Source organism: Sphingomonas sp. LT1P40 (genome assembly GCF_036663835.1).
Taxonomy (GTDB): domain Bacteria; phylum Pseudomonadota; class Alphaproteobacteria; order Sphingomonadales; family Sphingomonadaceae; genus Sphingomonas.
The window spans coordinates 1,132,932-1,152,691 of sequence record NZ_JAXOJT010000001.1; the positions used below are offsets into that span (position 1 = coordinate 1,132,932).

The following is a 19,760-nucleotide window of genomic DNA, read 5'->3' on the forward strand; positions in this document are numbered from 1 at the left end:
CGAAGGAGGCGTAGAAATCCAAGCGCGATATGGCTAGGCGGCACTTTATGACCGACCCAAAGCCCTACACCTATGCCCAGGCGGGCGTCTCGATCGACGCCGGAAACGCGCTGGTTCGCGCGATTGCGCCCCTCGCCCGCTCGACCCGCCGCCCCGGCGCGGACGCCGACCTTGGCGGGTTTGGCGGCCTGTTCGACCTGAAGGCGGCGGGCTTTACCGATCCGCTGCTGGTCGCGGCCAATGATGGTGTCGGCACCAAGCTGAAACTGGCGATCGAGCATGACGCACATGACGGCGTCGGCATCGATCTGGTGGCGATGTGCGCCAACGACCTGATCGTACAGGGTGCGGAGCCGCTGTTCTTTCTCGATTACTACGCGTCCGGCAAACTCGTCCCCGGCGTCGCCGAACGCGTCATTGCCAGTATCGCCGATGGCTGCCGTCAGGCGGGCTGTGCGCTGATCGGCGGCGAGACGGCGGAAATGCCGGGCATGTATGCCGATGGCGACTACGACCTTGCCGGATTCTGCGTCGGCGCGGTCGAGCGTGCACAGTTGCTCGACGGCACGCGGATCAAGCCCGGCGACGTGATGCTCGGCCTCGCCTCCACCGGCGTGCACAGCAACGGCTTCTCGCTGGTTCGCCGCCTTGCCGCCGACAAGGGCTGGAAGCTCAATCGCCCGGCGGTGTTCGATCAGGAGGTGATCTTGCTCGACGCGCTGATGGCCCCCACCCGCATCTATGTGCAGAGTCTGCTTCCGCAACTTCGCAACGGTGCGATCAACGGTCTGGCCCATATTACTGGCGGCGGGTTGCTCGAAAATATCCCGCGCGTCCTTCCCGAGGGCTGTCATGCCAATGTCGACGCCGATGCGTGGGAACAGCCGCGCCTGATGGCATTCCTTCAGGCACAGGGAAATATCGAGCCGGAAGAAATGGCGCGCACCTTCAACTGCGGCGTCGGCATGGTCGCGGTGGTGGATGCAGGTCGTGCAGATGCCGTGACGGCGGCGCTGGAGGCGGCGGGTGAAACCGTCCACCGCATCGGTGAAATCGTCGCGGGGCCGCGCGGCTGCACGGTTGCAGGCAGTGTGGAGACGTGGAGCGCACGTGAAGCGTGGAGCGCGATGCATAATGCCTAAGCGACTCGGCATCCTCATTTCGGGTCGTGGCTCGAACATGATGGCGCTGGTCGAAGCATCGCGTGAGGCCGACAGCCCGTACATCGTTGCGCTCGTTGCTTCCGACAAACCCGAAGCTGCGGGCCTTGTCTGGGCCGACAGCAACGGCGTCGCCACCTTTGCCCTTTCACCCAAGGGTATGCCTAAAGCCGATTACGAAGCGCAGATCGACGCCGCCCTCCGCAACGCCAACGTCGAGGCCATCGCCCTCGCCGGTTACATGCGCCTTCTCTCCGACAATTTCGTCGCGCGCTGGCGCGGGCGGATCGTCAACATCCACCCGTCACTGCTGCCCAAATATAAGGGCCTCGACACCCATGCCTGCGCAATTGCGGCCGGGGACACGCACGCCGGATGCTCGGTGCATATCGTGACCGAGGAACTCGACGGCGGCGAAGTGCTGGGACAGGCCGAGGTGCCGATCCTGCCCGGCGACACCCCCGATACGCTTGCCGCGCGCGTGCTGGCCGAGGAACATCGGCTATATCCGCGCGTCTTGCAGGCATGGCTGAGCAGATGACCCCACAGGCGGTGGCCGCGCTGGAGAAACTCCGCGCCATCGCCCTTGGGCTGCCCGAAGCGGACGAGAAGCTTTCCCACGGGATGCCCGCCTTCTTCATCACCAAAGGCAAGATGTTCGCCTATTTCTGGCACGCGCATCACGGCGACGATGTCACCGCCGCGATCGTCAAGACCAGCGGGGCGGAGGAACAGGCGATGCTGATCGAAATGGAGCCGGACCTCTATTATCGCCCTCCCTATTTCGGGCCGTCGGGCTGGGTCGGCATTCACCTCGACCGCGATGATACCGACTGGGACCGTGTCGGCGATCGCGTGGCGATCAGTTGGGAACTCGTTGCGCCGCGCCGGTTGCTGGAGGCAGGCGGTCGCTGACTGTAAATCGGCCGCCCCATTTTGGGTAGCTTCGCGTTGATCCCCCCGGATATTTTAGACCGGATCTGCGTTGGATATGGTTCAGGCGATCGCAGACAGGACCCGTGCGATGACAGCTTTTGGACGCGAACCCTTCTCCGAGCCCGGCACTGCCAGCGCCGATTCCGGGATGGTCATTCTCGATGGTCCGGGCGGCGTGGCCATTGCCATGACCCCCGACGCGGCGGAGGTTACTGCCCGCAATCTCAAGGCTGCTGCCGACGAAGCGCGCCGCCAGCCACAGCAAATGCCGCCGATTCCCGCGTGATCCCCTTGCCCTTGCTCGCCCGGACCCGCAATTAGGGCCGATGTTCAAAGTCGCCAGCTATAATATGCGCAAGTCGATCGGCACCGATCGGCGGCGGCGACCCGAGCGGACACTGGAGGTGTTGCGTGAGATCGACGCCGATGTCGTCGCCTTGCAGGAATGCGACCGCCGCTTCGGAAAGCGCGAAGGGGTTATCTCCCCGCATATGCTCGACGAGCACAGCCCGTGGAAAGCGGTGCAGTTCGGCGTCCGCACCGGCAGCATGGGTTGGCATGGCAATGCCCTGCTGGTGCGCAAGGATGCGCAAATCCTGGACTGCGAGATCATCCATCTCCCCGCGCTGGAACCGCGCGGCGCAGTCGTGGCGGACGTGCGCGTCAACGGGCACAGCTTGCGCGTCGTCGGCATGCACCTCGACCTGTCGGGCCTGTGGCGGCGGCGACAGGCACATGCGATCCTGACCCATCTGGAGTCGAGCGAACGACAGCTGCCGACGGTTATGATGGGCGATCTCAACGACTGGAGCGCCAATTCGGGCTGCCTGCGCGATTTCGGGCGCAACTTCGCCTTCGCGGACACCGGCAAGTCGTTCCACGCCCGCCGACCGGTGGCGCGGCTCGACCGCATCATGGTCTCGGCGGGCTTGCAGGTTGACGCGTGCGGCGTGCATGACAGCGCCGCATCGCGTACCGCATCCGATCATCTGCCGATCTGGGCGATGCTGGGGCGAGATTGAACGGGTGCGGGACAAGGAACTTCGGCTCGCACTCGTCTGCTATGGCGGCATCAGCCTGGCCGTCTACATGCACGGCATCACCAAGGAGATCTGGCACCTCGCCCGCGCCAGCCGCGCGCACCGCGATGGCGAAGCGTCGGTGTCGGGCAGCGAAGCGGTCTATCACGCGCTGCTCGACGAGATTGGTGAGGCGACCGGTATCCGCCTGCGCGTGATCGTCGATATCGTCGCGGGGGCCAGCGCCGGGGGCATCAACGGCGTGTTCCTGGCGCAAGCCATCGCCACCGGTCAGCCGCTCGATCCACTAACCGACCTATGGTTGGAGACGGCCGATGTCGAGGCGTTGCTGAATCCCGATCAGGGGCCGTCGCACAAGCTTGCCAAGATATGGGCACTGCCGATTGCGTGGATGTTCACGCGCGAAGGGTCGACCGTCGACGAGACCGTCGAGGCCGGTTCGCGCGCCGAAGTCCGCGCAAAGTTGGAGAAATTCGTCCGTTCGCGCTGGTTCGAACCGCCCTTTGGCGGCAAGGAACTGCTCAACATGATGCTCGACGCGTTCGATGCGATGGCACAGGCACCGTGCGGCCCGCGCCTGTTGCCGGACGGGCAACCGCTCGACCTGTTCGTCACCGTTACCGATTTTCGCGGCCATCCCGAACGGCTGAAACTCAACTCCCCACCGGAAGTGGTCGAGACCGAACACCGGCTGGTCTTCTCGTTCAGCGACCATGGCACCGGCCAGGACAGCTTGGCTGATCCCGCCGAACTCGCCTTTGCCGCGCGCGCCACCTCCAGCTTTCCCGGCGCTTTCCCGCCTGCGACGGTCACCGAACTCGATAGCGTGCTCGCAGACCGCAAGGTCGAATGGCCGGGCCGTGAAGCGTTCCTTCAGCATGTGCTGCCGCGTCAGCATGCTGCGGGCATTGCGGACAAGGCCGCGCTGATCGACGGATCGGTGCTCGCCAACGCACCGTTTCGCCCCGCAATCGATGCGCTAAAGGAACGCCCTGCCCGCCGCCAGATCGACCGCCGTTTCGTGTTCATCGACCCCACCCCGGGTCATCGGCTTGGCCTGTATAACAACGCCACCCCCGCCGCGCCGGGCTTTTTCCAGACAATTATCGGCGCGCTGACCGAATTGCCCCGGCAACAGCCGATCCGCGACAATCTGGAGTCGCTGGGCGAGCGATCGGCGCGGATCGAGCGGATGCTGGCGATCATCGAACGCATCCGCGCCGAGGTGGAGGAGCAGGTCGAATCGCTGTTCGGCTACACGCTGTTCCTTGATTATCCCACGCCAAAGCGGCTGTCCGCATGGCGCAACCGCGCGCAGATCGCCGCCGCCGCCAAGGCAGGTTACGGTCACGCCGCTTACGGCATGCTGAAGGTCGAGAGCGTCGCCGATCGAATCGCCACGCATCTGCACCAGATCGGCGATCAGTCCGGCCAGAATCGCTGGCAACAACTGCGCGACGCGATCGGCGCGGAGATCGCGCGGCGCGGCGCCGACGATTTCCCAACGAGCAATGCCCGTTCCGCCAGTCCGGCCGCGCTCGATCTGTTGCGGACGCACGATCTTGGCTTCCGTATCCGCCGATTGCGCATGCTCGCGCGGCGGATGACCGAGCTGGATCAGGCGCATGAGAGCGGCGAACTCGCGCCGATGCGCGATGCCATCTACGAATCGCTGGCCGGCTATCTCGAATGCCAGCGTGCCGATCCATTCAGCGGCCTGCGTGAAACCGTGCGCGCGGTTGATTTCGATGCAGGGGCGATCATGGACCGGCTCGCCGCGCAGATGGACCTGCGCACGCTGGATGCCGAGACCGACGAGCGCCTGTCCGTCGGGCTCAGCGCGCTATCCAGGGAGATGCGGCGACCGATGCTGCTCGCCTATCTCGGTTTTCCGTTTTTCGATATCGCCACGCTGCCGCTGTTGCAGGGCGAAGGGCTGAACGAGTTCGATCCGATCCGCGTGGACCGCATCTCTCCCGACGACGCCACCGGCATCCGCGCCGGCGGCGCACAGGCGACGCTAAAGGGCACACAGTTCAACAATTTCGGCGCATTCTTCAGCCGCGCCTATCGTGAAAACGACTATCTGTGGGGCCGACTGCATGGCGCGGAGCGATTGATCGATATCACCTTGTCAACATTGCCCCCCAACACCGGACTCGGCCCGGGACGGCTGGCCACGATCAAGCGCGACATGTTCCTCGCCATCCTCGACGAAGAAGAATCGCGCCTGAAAGCCATCCCCGCCCTCTTCGCCCAGATCCGCAAGGAAATCGGGTGAGGGTGGCATCTAGCGCGCGTCCGGCCTAAGCTGCGTCAAACCACAAAAGGCATGGACGGCGAATGCAGTTTCTGAAGGCATTATTCTGGTTCCTGATCCTCGGGCTGGTCGCGGCATTTGCGGTCACCAACTGGCATCCGGTCGAAATCCAGCTGTGGAGCGGTCTGGTCGCGGACGTGAACCTTCCTTTCCTGCTGTTCGTCGTGTTCCTCGCCGGGTTCCTGCCGATGCTGCTGCTGTTTCACACCGTGCGCTGGCGGTCGCGGCAGCGGATTGCGATGCTGGAGCGTACCGTCGAGGATCTGCGCCCGAATCCCACACCGGCTCCCCCAGCGGACATCACACCGGAGCCGCCGGTCGAAACCCCCTCCGCGCCGCCTTTGGTGGTGCCATGAGCCCGATCTACGTCGCGCTCGACACCCCCGACCTCGAACGCGCCAAGGCTATCGCCACCCGCGTCCGCCACCATGTCGGCGGGATTAAGTTGGGCCTGGAGTTCTTCATGGCCAACGGGCGTCAGGGCGTTCACGACATGGCCGAAATCGGTCTGCCGATCTTTCTCGACCTGAAATTTCACGACATTCCCAACACCGTGGGCAAGGCGGTGCAGGCGCTCCGCCCGCTCGAACCCGCGATCATCACCGTCCACGCCGCCGGCGGCCGTGCGATGCTAGAGGATGCCAAGGCCGCCGCCCCGCTCGGTACCAAGGTCGTAGCGGTGACCATGCTCACCAGCCTCGATGCAAGCGACCTCAAATCGATCGGCCTCTCGCCCGACCCGCACGAACAAGTCGTCCGATTGGCCGAACTCGCCCGGTCGGCGGGCGTCGACGGCATCGTCTGCTCGGGCGAGGAAGTGAAGGCCGCCCATGCCGCATGGAAAGACGGCTTCTTCGTCGTCCCAGGCGTCCGCCTCGCCAATGGCGCAGCGGGCGACCAGAAACGCGTCGTCACCCCCCGCGCCGCGCTGGACGCCGGTGCCTCGATCCTAGTCGTCGGTCGCCCGATCACCCAGGCGGAAGACCCTGACATGGCGGCGCGTGAGATCGAGGCGACGCTGTAATTTGCTGAGCAATACAGAGACATCGTCGAAGCGATCTGTTGCGCTTGCCCAAGGGCGGAATGGTCTTCGACTGCTGTCGTTCGGTGCTACGGTTGTCCTTGTTCTGCTAGTATTTTACGCTGGCGATCCCGACAGGCCCGACGCGTGGTTGGCTATAGTGCCGTTTGGCGTCTGGGTCGTTGGACCTGCCGTCGCGCCTTGGCTGATCGCGCGGACACGACCGACGTTAATCGTGGTTTTTTCGATGCTGGTTTTCCTGCTGGTGTCGTCAGCGGCATCAGGGTTCATATACTATGATGCGGTCTTCGTTTCGCCATCTCCGGCGGCGTCCCAAATCCTGTATTTCCTTCCGTTTGTTCAGTGGATCGCGCTGGCCGTCGTCGCATGCACCGCAATTCTGATATCGACGTGGACCAAGGGGGCCTGAGGATGGCGATCATCATTCGGCCTGCTACGTCTGTTGACCTCCCTGTCCTTCATCCCGTCGTGGAGCGTGCTTATCGCGGCGAAGCGGCGCGGGGCGGATGGACGCATGAGGCTGACCTGATCACCGGCGAACGCACCGACATAGAAACCCTCGCCAGCCTGCTCGATGGCCCCAGTCGCCTGCTGATCGCCTTAGAAGACGAGGCCATCCTTGGCTGCGTCAATGTCGCTCACAAAGGCGACGGCCTCGCCTATCTCGGCCTGCTCTGCGTCGATCCGCAGCTTCAGGCGAGTGGGATCGGCAAGCGACTGATCGCCGCCGCCGAAGCGACTGCCCGCACCGACTTCGCCGCCGACCGCATCGAGATGACGGTCATCGACCGCCGCGTCGAACTGATCGCATGGTATGTCCGCCACGGTTACCAGCCATCGGGCGAGACGCGGCCCTTTCCGATTATCCTCGATCCGCCGTTATCGATGACGGTGCTGGTCAAGAATCTTGTCACCTGAACGGGTTGCCCTGAACCGCGCGCGCCGTTACGAATGTTACATTATCTCCCAATCCCGTTCCGGAGCATTCCTTCATGCGTATCCTGTTGCTCGCCACCACCCTCCTCGCCACGCCCGCGTTCGCCCAGTCAGAACGGGTCGCAGTCGGCACCGGGGTCGTCACCAGCGAGCGTCTGAACAGCGCCGAACGCCCGATCCGCTTCGCCACTACCGCGCCGACCGACGGCGTCCTCGTCCTGCCGATGGCGGGTGCGACCGACCTGTCCCGCGTGCCCGCCACCCTGCGAGACAGCGTCACCCGCGCCGTCGCCACCGCCAACTTCAAGGCGGCGGCGGACAAGACGCTCTCGCTCTATGGCGTCGGCGGCTATGACCGCGTTGTCCTGATCGGCGTGCCCACCGGCCAGCTCGATGCGGTCGCGCTCACCGATTTCGGCGGACGCGCCGCTCAGGAGACGAAGGACAACGCCCTCCCCGTCGCAATTATGGCGGACGGTCTGAGCACCAGCGCCACCGATCCCGCAGCGCATGTCGCGCTGGGCGCGACGCTCGGCCAATATCGTTTCGATCAGCTCAAGAACCTCAAATCCACCCCCCCGAACCAGCCCGTCACCATCGTCGCGGCATCGGGCGAAGCGACCTACACGCGCGAAATGGCGGGCGTGGCACAGGGCGCGCGCATAACCCGCGACCTCATCACGCTCCCCTCCGACGCCAAACACCCCGAAAGCTTCGTCGAAGCCGTTCGCGCGCAGTTTGCTGGAGTGTCCAACATACGCATCACCGTGCTGGATGAAGCACAGATGCGTAAGCTCAACATGGGTTCGATTCTTTCGGTCTCCGCCGGATCGCGGCACCCGGCCCGCATGATGATCGTCGAATATCGCGGCGGAGGCGACGCCGCGCCGCTGGCGCTGGTCGGCAAGGGCATTACCTTCGACAGCGGCGGCATCAGCCTGAAGGCCGGCGCGGGGATGGAGGCGATGCGTGCAGACATGGCGGGGGCCGCAGCGGTGATGGGCGCGACGCTGGCAGCGGCAAAACGTGGCGCGAAAGCCAATATTGTCGGCATCGCAGCGCTGGCCGAGAACATGCCCGGCGGCAACGCCGCGCGTCCCGGTGACGTCGTGCGTACGATGAACGGCCAGACAATCGAGATCATCAGCACCGATGCCGAGGGGCGAATGGTACTGGCCGATGCCAACCAATATGCCATCGACCGCTACAAGCCCGCTGCAATCGTCAACATCGCCACGCTGACCGGTGCGGTAACGACCGCGCTGGGCGACGATTATGCCGGACTGTTCGCGCGCGACGAAGCGTTGGCGGGGCGGCTGGAAAACGCCGCGACGCGATCGGGCGAAGCGCTGTGGCGGCTGCCGCTGCACCCCAGCTATGCCGACGATATGAAGTCGCCGATCGCCGACATCGCCAACACCACGCGCAAAGCCGGCGCCGGTGCAGGTCGCGGCGCACACTTCATCGCCTTCCTGACGCCGGAGCCGACGCCATGGGCGCATATCGACATCGCTGGAGTCGACGCCACCGACGAATCGCTGCCGACCATGCCAAAGGGCGCACGCGGCTTTGGCGTCCGCCTGTTCGACGCACTGGTCCGCGAATACGAGAAGTAAGGCTTGCTAAAGTCCAGCGGCCGCACGATGGCCTCCAGCATGCCGGTCACCGCCAAAATCTGTGGCCTGTCCACCCCCGCCACCCTCGACGCGGCGGTGGCGGGCGGGGCCAGCCACGTCGGCTTCGTCTTCTTCCCGCCCTCCCCGCGCCATGTCACGTTCGATCAGGTCGCATCACTTGCAGCGAACGTGCCCGCGCATGTCGGCCGCGTCGGCGTGTTCGTCGATCCGGAAGACGCCCTGATCGACCACGCGATTCGCGCCGCTGGCCTCGACGCGATCCAGCTCCACAAGGCGACGCCGGAACGCGCCGCCGCGATCGGCACCCGCACGCGCCTGCCGGTGTGGGCCGCCGTGGCTGTCAAAACGCGCGCCGACCTCGACGCCGCCAACGCGTTTCGTGGCGCGGTTCAGCGTATTCTCTATGATGCGAAGACACCCGACGACGCCAAGCTGCCCGGCGGCATGGGCCTGCGCTTCGACTGGACACTGCTTCAGGGATTCGCTCACCCGCTCCCCTGGGCGTTGTCGGGCGGCCTCGACGCCGCCAACGTCGCCGAGGCAGTGCGGATCAGCGGCGCGCGGCTGGTAGATATCTCCTCCGGCGTCGAATCCGCACCGGGCGTGAAGGACAAGGCAAAGATCGCCGCGTTCCTGAAGATCACCGCGTCGCTGTAACGGCTTGGCGTCGGGCGCGGACCCGCCTAAACGCCACCCCATGAACGCCCCCAACTCCTTCCGCGCCCAGCCCGACGAACGCGGGCATTTCGGCCCTTATGGCGGCCGCTATGTCGCCGAAACGCTGATGCCGCTCGTCCTCGACCTCGAACGCGAATATACGGCAGCCAAGGCCGACCCGGCCTTCGCCGCACAGTTCGACGATTTGCTCGAACATTATGTCGGCCGTCCCAGCCCGCTTTATTACGCCGAACGCCTGACCGACGCGCTGCGCGAAAATGCGCCTGATGGCATGGGTGCCGAAATCTGGTTCAAGCGCGACGAGCTGAACCACACCGGCGCACACAAGATCAACAATTGCATCGGCCAGATCCTGCTGGCGATCCGCATGGGCAAGACGCGGATCATCGCGGAGACCGGCGCAGGCCAGCACGGCGTCGCCACCGCCACCGTCTGCGCGCGCTTCGGCCTGCCCTGCACCATCTTCATGGGTGCCAAGGATGTCGGGCGGCAACAGCCGAACGTGTTCCGCATGAAGCTGCTCGGTGCCGAAGTCCGCCCGGTCACCAGCGGCGCGGCCACGCTGAAGGACGCGATGAATGAGGCGATGCGGGATTGGGTCGCCAACGTCCACGACACCTTTTACATCATCGGCACCGCTGCCGGCCCGCACCCCTATCCCGAGCTCGTCCGCGATTTCCAAAGCGTGATCGGCAAGGAAGCGCGCGCGCAGATGTTGTCGCGCACCGGCAAGCTGCCAGACCTGCTCGTCGCCGCGATCGGCGGTGGCAGCAACGCGATCGGCCTGTTCCACCCGTTCCTCGACGACGCCGATGTCGCGATGCTGGGCGTCGAGGCGGCGGGCGAAGGTCTCGACGCCAAGCACGCCGCCAGCCTCGCGGGCGGTGCCCCCGGTATCCTCCACGGCAACAAGACCTATCTGCTTCAGGATCACGACGGCCAGATCGCCGAAGCGCATTCGATCAGCGCCGGGCTGGACTATCCAGGCATCGGCCCGGAGCATGCATGGCTGAAGGATTCGGGTCGCGTCGAATATACCGCGGTGACCGATACCGAGGCGCTGGATGCGTTCCAGCTGCTCTGCCGCACCGAAGGCATCATCCCCGCCCTGGAACCGGCACACGCCATCGCAGCCGTCGCAAAGCGGGCGCGTGAAATGAAACGCGATCAGGTGATCCTCGCCAATCTGTGCGGTCGCGGCGACAAGGACATCTTCACCGTCGCTGAGGCGCTGGGGGTCGAGATATGAGCAACAATCGTCATCCCATCGAAAGCTGGGATCTCCCACCGCAAGCGAACGGCCTGTGGCCAGAGACCCCAGCTTTCGCTGGGGTGACGGGGGGGCGCGCATGACCCGCATCACCTCCACCTTCGCCGCCACCGCCGCCCAACACCGCGCCGCGCTCGTCACCTTCGTCACCGCCGGTGACGGCGATACAGCCGCGATCCTCGACGCGCTGGTCGCGGGCGGTGCGGACGTGATCGAACTCGGTATGCCCTTCACCGATCCTATGGCCGACGGCCCCGCGATCCAGGCCGCGAACCTGCGCAGCCTGGCCAAAGGCACCCGCACCGCCGATGTCCTCGCCATCGCCAGCGCCTTCCGCCAGCGCCACGCCGACGTGCCGCTGGTCCTCATGGGCTATGCCAACACCATGACCCGCCCCACGCCCGAGGCGTTCGCCCAAAAGGCGGCGGACGCGGGCGTCGACGGCACGATCATCGTCGATATCCCGCCTGAGGAGGCCGACGAGATCGCGTCCTTCGCCGAGCACGGCATCGCCACCATCCGCCTCGCCACCCCCACCACCGACGCCGCGCGCCTGCCCGCCGTGCTCGATGGCGCATCCGGTTTCCTTTATTACGTCTCGGTCGCCGGGATCACCGGCCTGCAACAGGCGGCACAGGACAGCATCGAGAGCGCCGTCGCCCGCCTGAAAGCCGCAACTGACCTGCCCGTGGCAGTCGGCTTCGGCGTCCGCACCCCGGAACAGGCCGCCGCGATCGGTCGCGTCGCCGATGGCGTCGTCGTCGGCTCCGCGATCATCGACTTGATCGCAGAGCACGGCGCGGATGCACCCGCCGCCGTCCGCACCTATATCGCCACATTGTCGGCGGCTCTCGCCGACGCTCGCAAGGAAAAAGCCGCATGAGCTGGCTCACCCGCGTCCGCAACGTCCTGTCCTTCGTCGTGCCGGCCAAGGCCGAGACGCCCGACAATCTCTGGCACAAGTGCAAGGGCTGCGGGCAGATGGTGTTCGTCAAGGAACTCGAGGAGAACCAGTCGGTCTGCCCGATCTGCGACCACCACGAACGCATCGGCGGTCGCGCGCGGTTCGAGCAATTGTTCGACGAAGGCAGCTACACGGTACTGACCAACCCGCGCGTCGCCGAAGACCCGCTCAAATTCCGCGACCAGAAACCCTATGCCGCCCGCATCAAGGCCGCGCGCACCGCGACCGGCGAGCAGGATGCGTTTCTCAACGCGAGCGGCGAGATCATGGGCCATCACGCGGTGGTCGGCGTCCAGGACTTCGCCTTCATGGGCGGATCGATGGGCCAGGCCGTCGGCGAAGCCTTCATCGCCGGGGTCGAGGCCGCAATTGGCGCCCGCGCACCCTATATCGTTTTCACGGCTTCGGGCGGCGCACGCATGCAGGAGGGCATATTGTCGCTGATGCAAATGCCGCGCAGCACCGTCGCCATCTCGATGCTCCACGACGCCGGCCTGCCTTATATCGTCGTGTTGACCGATCCCACGTCGGGCGGTGTCATGGCCGCCTACGCGATGCTCGGCGACGTCCAGATTGCGGAACCCAAGGCAACGCTGGCATTCACCGGCCGCCGCGTCATCGAAAGCACGATCCGCGAAAAGCTGCCCGACGATTTCCAGACGTCCGAATATTACCTCGAACATGGCCTCATCGATATGGTCGTCCATCGCAAGGAACTGCGCGAAAAGCTGGGCCAGCTGATCGGGTTGTTAGTTGGGGAAAAGGCGGCGGCCTGACCCTCGGCGCGATGCCCGACCACGCTACCTCCACCGACGCCGCGGTTCAGCGCCAGCTCGATCGCCTCTGGGCACTCGGCCCCGGTGCAGACACGCTTGGCCTCGACCGCGTCATCCGCCTGCTCGACCGGATCGGCAACCCGCACCGCGCCCTGCCGCCCGTGCTCCATGTCGCGGGCACCAACGGCAAGGGTTCGACCTGCGCCTTCCTGCGCGCCGCGATCGAAGCTGCTGGCCTTACCGCCCACGTCTATTCCAGCCCACACCTCGTCCGCTTCAACGAACGCATCCGCCTTGCAGGGCAATTGATCGACGACGCCCAACTCGCCGCGCTGCTCGAAGAAGTGCTTGATGCAGGTGGCGATATCGGCGCGAGCTTCTTCGAGGTTACTACCGCCGCCGCCTTCCTCGCCTTTCACCGCAGCCCCGCCGATGCCTGTGTGATCGAGGTCGGCCTGGGCGGCAGGCTCGACGCCACCAACGTCGTCACGCCCGCCGCCTGCGCCATCGCTCAACTCGGCATCGATCACCAGTCGTTCCTCGGCGACACCGCCGAGGCGATTGCGGGTGAAAAGGCGGGAATCGCCAAGCTCGGCGTCCCGCTGGTGACGATGGACTATGCCGATTCCATTGCCGCCCGCGTCGCCGAAGTCGCCGCTGCCGCTGGTGCCCCCGTGTTCGCGCGCGGCACCGCCTGGGATTTCGACGTCGCGGATCGACGCCTCCACTATCGCGACGCGCAGGGCACGCTCGACACCCCGCTTCCAGCGCTCGCCGGGCCGCATCAGCCCGCCAATCTCGCACTCGCAATTGCCATGCTCCGCCACCAGCGCGCACTGACGATTCCCAACACCGCCCTCGCCATCGCTGCCACCACCGCGCGCTGGCCCGCCCGGATGCAGCGCCTGTCGCCGGGGCCGTTACTCGATCTGCTTCCGCCAGACAGCGAACTGTGGCTCGACGGCGGCCATAACGAGGCCGCCGCCCGCTCGGTCAGCGCCGCGCTGGTACAGGTCGCGCAAAGCCGCCCTGTTCACCTCGTGCTCGGCATGTTGTCGAACAAGGATGCTGCGGGCCTGCTCACCCCTTTCGCCCCGCTGGCCGCCTCGCTCACCGCCGTCCCGGTCCCCGGCCACGCGCATCACGATCCGGCGGACTTGGCGCGAATCGCCAGCAGCCTCGGCATCCCGACCACCGCCATGGCGGCCGATCCGTCGGCAGCACTCCGCCACGTCGCCGAAACTGGCCGCCCCGCGATCATCCTCATCCTCGGCTCACTCTACCTCGCCGGTGAAGCGCTCGCCGTGAACGGTGAATTCCCTGACTAACTCTTATTGCGATTGACTATCAATAACAGATGGGCAGGATAGGCACCGAACCACGGAGTCTTTCTCAATGACCGCCACCCCCGTCACCGCTGCGCTAGGCCACGCCCTCCCCCGCGTTCAGCCCGATGACGCAGGCGCGCGCCTGCTGCTGTTTGGCATCCGTCAGATCGGCGCGAACGGCCTCGCCGATGCGGCCGCCGCGCATGCCTTTGTCACCGGCTTCGGGAAAAGCTTCCGTCGCCCCCTCCTCCTCGTCCGCACGATGATGGCGGAGATGTCGGCGGCGTCGTCCGGCCCGATCCAGATCGCGCCTTGGTGCTGCCCGCGCATGACTGCGGCGGAGGGCGCGTTGCTCGACGTCATCGCTTGCGCGCCAACCGACCCGGAACGCGCGCGGTTGCTACTTGCCGATTTGCTCGGCGCGCGGCGGGTAGATGGCATTCTTGCCACCGCGCATGCGCTGTCGAACGCATTCTATGACGCCGGCCTGCCGCTGGAGGATTAGCCGCTCTTTGCCCGCAACTGCGCCAGCGCATCCGTCGCCCAGCGGTACATACCCGCCTCCGCCGCACGCTGCTGCCGGTCCAGCCGTTTCGCCCGCGCCTCGACCTCTTCCAGGATCTTCCGCGCCTTGTTTTCCCACCCCTCGGCCAACAACAGCGCGGCATAGCGGCAGCGCGCTTCCTCCCCGGGCAGGCGCGCGACGACATCGGCATAGAGCGCCAGCGCCTCGTCATTCCGCCCCAGATGCTCGAGCATCCGCGCGCGCAACAGCCCTTGACGGTCGCGGTCGCCCTGCGCCGACATCGGCTCCAGCCCGTCGAGCATCGCCAGCCCCGCCGCCGCATCGCCACTCTCGAACAATACCCGGGCCAGCTTCGCCTCGGTCCTCGCATCGGCGGGCGCACGCGACAGCGCGTCACGATAGGCCGTCACCGCCTCACTCCACCGCTGCAATTCGCTCAGCGCATCGCCCAGCCGCACGCGGTTCGCCGCCGTATCGGCCAGATCGACCGCATCCCGCGCCTCCCGCAAATCCCGCTCCGGGTCCAGCGCCGCTCGTGCCTTCGCCCCGACCGTGCGGACATGTCGATTGCCCTGCAGGCCCGGCAACACCTCGACAATGAAATAGGCGATCGCCCCGACCATCGGCAAAAAGATCAATGCCGTCAGCCACAGCGGATTGCGCCCGGTCTTCACCAGGTGAACCACGCACGCCACCTGAATGGCGATAATGCCCAGCCAGGCGATCATCAGGCAGGCTTTACGGCGCCGTGATCCCCCACCGGATCGGCACGCGCATCGCCCTCACCCTTCGTCCCCGCATCGCCCATCGATCGATCGACCAGCCCGCTCTTCATCATCCAAGCGAACAGGATCACACCGGGCAGCGCGAGGACGGTGGTGAGGACGTAGTAGTTCACATAGCCGATACCTTCGATCGCCTTGCCCGCCGAAGTGCCGCTGAGGAAGCGCCCAAGGATACTCGCGGCGGCGGACAGCATCGCAAACTGCGTCGCGGTGAAGCTGAGATTGCACAGTGAAGCGAGATACGCGCCGACGCACACGCCGCCGATCCCGCTGGCGAAATTCTCGAACGCCATTGCTCCAGCCATGCCGGCATTGGTGTGGCCCACCGCCGCCATACCCGCAAAGCTGAGGTTCGAGATCATCATCAGCACCAGTGAGATGAGTACCGATCGCTTCATGCCCAGCTTGGCGTACATGATTCCGCCGACGAAAATGCCCGCCATCAATGCCCAGAATCCGACGAACACATCGTAAAACAGGATTTCGTCGTTGGTGTAGCCCTGTTCGTTGAACAGCAACCGCAGCGTCAGGTTCGCCAGCGTATCGCCGATCTTGTGCAGCAACACGAACAACAGCACCATCATCCCGCCCTCACGACGGAAAAATTCCATCAGGGGTCCGACCTTGCCGCTTTCCACCTTGGTCATCTCGATGGGTTTGAGCGACGCGATCCACAGCAAAGTCGCGGCACCCGCCGCCACCAATATCATTGCCTCTGGCGCATCCCACCCGCGCCACAACGCGACGCCGACACCCACCACGGGCAACAGCCCCAGCCAAGTCAAGGCACTGGGCTTTCCGGCATCGCGCGCGCGGCGCGCAGTCAGGTCGAACAGCGGAAAGAGATAACCGACCAGCACCATGTTGGAGAGGATGTTCACCGCCAGCAGCGCATCGATCCACCGCGCACCAAGATAGAGCGGTGCAAAAGCCAGCACGAAGATCAGATAAGGCCGCTGCCCCATCCGTTCCGGCCATTCCCGAAATACCTTGCGCTCAGGTTCGCCGACGATCAGCCCGGCGACAACCGCCGGCAACGCGAAGATCGCGCACGCCATATAAGCGGCACTCCATCCCCAACGCGCGGCGACGTACAGCGCAAGCCCGCCCGCCGCCGCCGAACCGATCCGCCAGCCATATTGCGACATGCCCGAACCCACGCCTAACTGGCGCGGTTCGAGCAATTCGATGCGATAGGCGTCGATGACGATATCGAATGTCGCACCCGCCAGCCCGACCATGATCGCCGCCGCCGCAACCCAGCCGAGCGACGCGCGCGGGTCCAGACTGCCCAGGAAAATCACCGCCGCCGCGACCATCGCGCCCGTCACGATCAACCATGATCGCCGCGCACCCAACCGCCCGAGCACCGGCACCGTGAACTTGTCGACAATCGGCGCCCACGCCCATTTGAGATTATAGGCGAGAAACGTCAGCGCGAACGCAGTCACCGCCGATTTGGTGATTCCGTCCTGCGCCAGGCGGGTGGTCAGCGTCGCCCCGATCATTGCAAACGGAAAACCGGATGAAATGCCCAGCGCGAGTGCGGCCAGCGGCGCTTTCTCGAAATAGGGTTTGATGCCGTCGAGCAGCGTCCCCTGCCCCTCCGCCTTCAACGCCTCAGCCATACAAACCCCCAACCGAACAAGGGCAGACCCTAGCGCGAAAAAACGGGATGCAAAGCCCGCGCTCGGATTATTGGGCGCGGATTATTGAGCGGTCGTCTCGAACAGTTTCAGGCTGCCCGGGAGTCGTTTCGGCGTCTTTCCGTCCAGCAGCGCCTCGACCACCGCGATCGCGCGCAACAAATCGCGCTGCGGATAGGGTTTGGACAGGCAGCCCACCGCAATTGCCTCAACCTCGTGCAGCGATCGCCCGGTCACCAGCAGCGCCGGCACGCCCTGCGCCCGCGCGGCATGCGCGACATCCGCGCCATTGCCATCGGCCAGTCCCAGATCAACCAGCACCAAATCGATCGAATCGGGCGCGATGATGTGTCCGATCGCTTCACCCACCGAATCGGTGGTGGCGACGACGATAAAACCTTCTTCGGTTAGGAAGTGTTCGATGTCGAACGCAACCAGGGGCTCGTCCTCGACGATCAGGAGCCGTACAATCCGGCGCTTCTTCTTCGAGAACAGCATGTCCCACCCACATCATTACGGCACCACAACGCGCTAGGGCCTATCGCGGCTCCCGGCGCAGAAGATTTTTTGCGCCCGACCCCATCTGTCTGTATCGCGCCGCAAATGCCCCCGTCATCCGACAAAGAACAACAACGCATCGCCAAGCTGCTCGCCCGTGCCGGAATCGCGTCACGTCGAGAGATTGAGCGGATGATTACCGATGGGCGCATCGCGCTCGACGGCGTTGTCCTCACCACCCCCGCCACGATCCTGCCGTCGCTGCGCGGCGTCACCGTGGACGGCAATCCCGTCGCCGCCCCCACCGCCGCGCGCCTGTTCCGCTTTCACAAGCCGACCGGCGTGCTCACCGCCGAACGCGATCCGGCCGGTCGCGCGACGATCTATGACCGCTTGTCGAAGGATCTGCCCCGCCTCGTCCCCGTCGGCCGCCTCGATCTGAATACCGAAGGGCTGTTGCTGATGACCACTGACGGCGAGCTCAAGCGCCAGCTCGAACTCCCCTCGACCGGGGTCGAACGCAGCTACCGCGCCCGCGCTTATGGCCCGATCACGCAGGAGCAGCTTGAAGGGTTGATGGAAGGGATCGAGATCGAGGGCGTCCGCTACGGCTCAATCGACGCCAATCTGGAACGCCGCACCGGCACCAATACCTGGATCCAGATGCGGCTGAAGGAGGGCAAGAACCGCGAAGTCCGCCGCGTCCTCGAGCATTTCGGGCTGAAGGTCTCACGCCTTATCCGCACCAGCTATGGCCCGTTCACGTTGGGCGATCTCGCTCCGGGCGCAATCGAGGAGATCCCGCAGAACGAGCTGGTCGCGTTCCGCAAGGCGCTGGACCGCCCCGGCGGGCTACCCGAAGCCGGCGAATGGACCAAACCGTCCGCGCCGATCGCGCCCAAAAAGCCGACGCCGCCAGCGAATATGTCGCGCCGCGGGGCCGGACGCGTCACGCCGGCGAGTGACGAGCGAAAGGTGATCCGCTCTTCCGGAAGGGTCGAGGGGGGCAGACCGGTGCGCGTTGCGGGCGAACAACAGGCACGACCAACTTCGCCTCAACGCGGTGCTGCACCAGCCAAAGCGGGCGACGACATTAGCGCCGCTCGCCCACCGCGCCCGAAACCCAAACCCGGCTGGGCCAAGCCGAAGAGCAAACGCCCCGGCGCCAAGCCGGCGCCACGCGGCGGAAAGAGCTGATCATGGCGACCATCCGTATCATCGCCGGCCAGTGGCGTGGCCGCACGCTCGCCGCACCCAAGGGCGACGTCACCCGCCCCACCGCCGACCGCACGCGCGAAGCGCTGTTCTCGATGCTCGTCAGCCGCGTCGGCAGTTTCGAGGATCTGGCGGTCGCCGACCTGTTTGCAGGTTCCGGCGCGCTCGGTTTCGAGGCGCTGTCACGCGGTGCCGCATCCTGCCTGTTCGTCGAACAGGACCGCGCCGCGCTCGACGCCCTGCGCGCCAATGCGGAGAAGCTGGGCGTCCGCCCCGACATCCGCGCTGCCTCTGTGCTGTCGCTAGGCATTGCGCCAACGCCGCTCGACGTCATCATGATGGACCCGCCCTATCGAACGGGTGCCGGTGCCGTCGCGCTCGACAAGCTGGCCCGCCTCGGCTGGACCGGTCCGGCCACCTGGATTAGCATCGAAACCGCCAAGGGCGAAGTGGTCGAGGTCGACGGTTTTGAAACCGACGTCGAACGCGTCCACGGCAAGGCGATGCTGACGATCTTGCGCGCGAAGTGCTGAACGCGCATATTCGCGCTATGGGAAAGCTTGATCCGATCGTTTCGGAATTCGCAACCGAGGAAGACGCGGAAGCCTATGACAAATGGTTTCGCGCTCAGGTAGAGGCTGCGCTCAATTCGACCGAGCCGGATATCCCGCACGAGCAGATGAAAGCCGAAATCCGCGAAATTATCGAAAAGCATGGCTCGTAAGCTTGTCTGGGCGGCTGACGCCCGACGTGATCTCCGCGATCTCTTCATGTTCGTAGCGACGCGTAATCTCGCTGCTGCCGACCGGCTGGAGCAACTGATCGTGGAGGGAGCGGAGCGCGTAGCCTTGCTTCCTCTGGCATATCGACCGGGTCGCGCGCTCGATACGCGTGAGGCAATCCTGCACCCAACTACATTCTAATCTATCATGTGAATGACAGCCGCGTCCGAATTTTGCGCGTCCTTCACGCTCGTCAGCACTATCCGTGACCAATGCGGCGA

Annotated in this window: 24 protein-coding genes; 21 read left to right on the plus strand and 3 right to left on the minus strand. The window is 65.3% G+C overall.

Annotation, left to right across the window (positions count from 1 at the left end; genetic code table 11):
• Positions 1-47 precede the first annotated feature (47 nt).
• From purM to U1702_RS05650, 16 genes are all read left to right on the plus strand, one after another.
• Positions 48-1,142, plus strand: coding sequence for a phosphoribosylformylglycinamidine cyclo-ligase (gene purM / locus U1702_RS05575; protein WP_332722793.1), 1,095 nt, complete (start codon positions 48-50; stop codon positions 1,140-1,142).
• Positions 1,135-1,701 (plus strand): phosphoribosylglycinamide formyltransferase, encoded by a 567-nt coding sequence (gene purN / locus U1702_RS05580; RefSeq protein WP_332722795.1) that lies wholly within the window; start codon positions 1,135-1,137, stop codon positions 1,699-1,701. The genes purM and purN overlap by 8 nt, the downstream gene beginning before the upstream one ends.
• Entirely contained in the window at positions 1,686-2,075 is a 390-nt protein-coding gene (locus tag U1702_RS05585; RefSeq protein ID WP_332722797.1) for an MmcQ/YjbR family DNA-binding protein, read from the plus strand. Before purN ends, U1702_RS05585 begins: the two co-directional genes overlap by 16 nt.
• 109 nt (positions 2,076-2,184) lie before the next feature.
• Entirely contained in the window at positions 2,185-2,382 is a 198-nt protein-coding gene (locus U1702_RS05590) for a hypothetical protein (RefSeq protein WP_332722799.1), read from the plus strand.
• Positions 2,383-2,422: 40 nt separating this feature from the next.
• Complete coding sequence (locus U1702_RS05595; protein ID WP_332722801.1) at positions 2,423-3,118, plus strand: endonuclease/exonuclease/phosphatase family protein; 696 nt, start codon at positions 2,423-2,425, stop codon at positions 3,116-3,118.
• A 4-nt stretch (positions 3,119-3,122) separates the two neighbouring features.
• Complete coding sequence (locus U1702_RS05600; RefSeq protein WP_332722803.1) at positions 3,123-5,417, plus strand: patatin-like protein; 2,295 nt, start codon at positions 3,123-3,125, stop codon at positions 5,415-5,417.
• 62 nt (positions 5,418-5,479) lie between these two features.
• The gene (locus tag U1702_RS05605) at positions 5,480-5,812 is read left to right on the plus strand and encodes a lipopolysaccharide assembly protein LapA domain-containing protein (RefSeq protein ID WP_332722805.1); all 333 of its coding nucleotides are present in this window, start codon (positions 5,480-5,482) and stop codon (positions 5,810-5,812) included.
• Positions 5,809-6,480 carry an orotidine-5'-phosphate decarboxylase gene (gene pyrF, locus U1702_RS05610; RefSeq protein WP_332722806.1) on the plus strand — a complete coding sequence of 224 codons (672 nt, stop codon included), beginning with the start codon at positions 5,809-5,811 and terminating at the stop codon, positions 6,478-6,480. Before U1702_RS05605 ends, pyrF begins: the two co-directional genes overlap by 4 nt.
• 429 nt (positions 6,481-6,909) lie before the next feature.
• Entirely contained in the window at positions 6,910-7,416 is a 507-nt protein-coding gene (locus U1702_RS05615) for a GNAT family N-acetyltransferase (RefSeq protein WP_332722808.1), read from the plus strand.
• Between the two features lie 74 nt (positions 7,417-7,490).
• On the plus strand, positions 7,491-9,050 hold the full coding sequence (locus U1702_RS05620) for a leucyl aminopeptidase family protein (RefSeq protein WP_332722810.1): 1,560 nt from the start codon (positions 7,491-7,493) through the stop codon (positions 9,048-9,050).
• A 39-nt stretch (positions 9,051-9,089) separates the two neighbouring features.
• Positions 9,090-9,728 carry a phosphoribosylanthranilate isomerase gene (locus U1702_RS05625; RefSeq protein ID WP_332722812.1) on the plus strand — a complete coding sequence of 213 codons (639 nt, stop codon included), beginning with the start codon at positions 9,090-9,092 and terminating at the stop codon, positions 9,726-9,728.
• A 40-nt stretch (positions 9,729-9,768) separates the two neighbouring features.
• Entirely contained in the window at positions 9,769-10,998 is a 1,230-nt protein-coding gene (gene trpB, locus U1702_RS05630; protein ID WP_332722814.1) for a tryptophan synthase subunit beta, read from the plus strand.
• Positions 10,999-11,098: 100 nt separating this feature from the next.
• The gene (gene trpA, locus U1702_RS05635) at positions 11,099-11,902 is read left to right on the plus strand and encodes a tryptophan synthase subunit alpha (protein WP_332722816.1); all 804 of its coding nucleotides are present in this window, start codon (positions 11,099-11,101) and stop codon (positions 11,900-11,902) included.
• A complete protein-coding gene (gene accD / locus U1702_RS05640; RefSeq protein WP_332722817.1) occupies positions 11,899-12,759 on the plus strand; it encodes an acetyl-CoA carboxylase, carboxyltransferase subunit beta in 861 nt (286 codons plus the stop codon). The genes trpA and accD overlap by 4 nt, the downstream gene beginning before the upstream one ends.
• Positions 12,760-12,770: 11 nt before the next feature.
• A complete protein-coding gene (locus tag U1702_RS05645; protein WP_332722820.1) occupies positions 12,771-14,087 on the plus strand; it encodes a bifunctional folylpolyglutamate synthase/dihydrofolate synthase in 1,317 nt (438 codons plus the stop codon).
• 67 nt (positions 14,088-14,154) lie between these two features.
• Positions 14,155-14,592 carry a DUF6628 family protein gene (locus U1702_RS05650; RefSeq protein ID WP_332722822.1) on the plus strand — a complete coding sequence of 146 codons (438 nt, stop codon included), beginning with the start codon at positions 14,155-14,157 and terminating at the stop codon, positions 14,590-14,592.
• On the opposite strand, the gene U1702_RS05655 is transcribed toward U1702_RS05650, so the two are convergent.
• The 3 genes from U1702_RS05655 to U1702_RS05665 form a co-directional block, all read right to left on the minus strand.
• Positions 14,589-15,341 carry a hypothetical protein gene (locus U1702_RS05655; protein WP_332722823.1) on the minus strand — a complete coding sequence of 251 codons (753 nt, stop codon included), beginning with the start codon at positions 15,339-15,341 and terminating at the stop codon, positions 14,589-14,591. The two genes, U1702_RS05650 and U1702_RS05655, sit on opposite strands and share 4 nt — an antisense overlap.
• The gene (locus tag U1702_RS05660) at positions 15,341-17,026 is read right to left on the minus strand and encodes an MFS transporter (protein ID WP_332722825.1); all 1,686 of its coding nucleotides are present in this window, start codon (positions 17,024-17,026) and stop codon (positions 15,341-15,343) included. Before U1702_RS05660 ends, U1702_RS05655 begins: the two co-directional genes overlap by 1 nt.
• An 81-nt stretch (positions 17,027-17,107) precedes the next feature.
• On the minus strand, positions 17,108-17,542 hold the full coding sequence (locus U1702_RS05665) for a response regulator (RefSeq protein ID WP_332722827.1): 435 nt from the start codon (positions 17,540-17,542) through the stop codon (positions 17,108-17,110).
• Positions 17,543-17,647: 105 nt separating this feature from the next.
• Between U1702_RS05665 and U1702_RS05670 the strand changes: the two genes are divergently transcribed.
• From U1702_RS05670 to U1702_RS17100, 5 genes are read left to right on the plus strand one after another with little or no spacing between them, the layout of a single operon-like run.
• A complete protein-coding gene (locus U1702_RS05670) occupies positions 17,648-18,739 on the plus strand; it encodes a pseudouridine synthase (RefSeq protein WP_332722828.1) in 1,092 nt (363 codons plus the stop codon).
• A gap of 11 nt (positions 18,740-18,750) precedes the next feature.
• Positions 18,751-19,290: a 16S rRNA (guanine(966)-N(2))-methyltransferase RsmD gene (rsmD, locus tag U1702_RS05675; protein WP_332724587.1), complete on the plus strand. Its 540-nt coding sequence runs from the start codon at positions 18,751-18,753 to the stop codon at positions 19,288-19,290.
• A 17-nt stretch (positions 19,291-19,307) separates the two neighbouring features.
• The gene (gene relB, locus U1702_RS05680) at positions 19,308-19,481 is read left to right on the plus strand and encodes a type II toxin-antitoxin system RelB family antitoxin (protein ID WP_332722830.1); all 174 of its coding nucleotides are present in this window, start codon (positions 19,308-19,310) and stop codon (positions 19,479-19,481) included.
• The gene (locus U1702_RS05685) at positions 19,471-19,680 is read left to right on the plus strand and encodes a type II toxin-antitoxin system RelE/ParE family toxin (protein ID WP_332722832.1); all 210 of its coding nucleotides are present in this window, start codon (positions 19,471-19,473) and stop codon (positions 19,678-19,680) included. The genes relB and U1702_RS05685 overlap by 11 nt, the downstream gene beginning before the upstream one ends.
• 8 nt (positions 19,681-19,688) lie before the next feature.
• Positions 19,689-19,748 (plus strand): hypothetical protein, encoded by a 60-nt coding sequence (locus tag U1702_RS17100; protein WP_443026829.1) that lies wholly within the window; start codon positions 19,689-19,691, stop codon positions 19,746-19,748.
• The last annotated feature ends 12 nt before the right edge of the window (positions 19,749-19,760 follow it).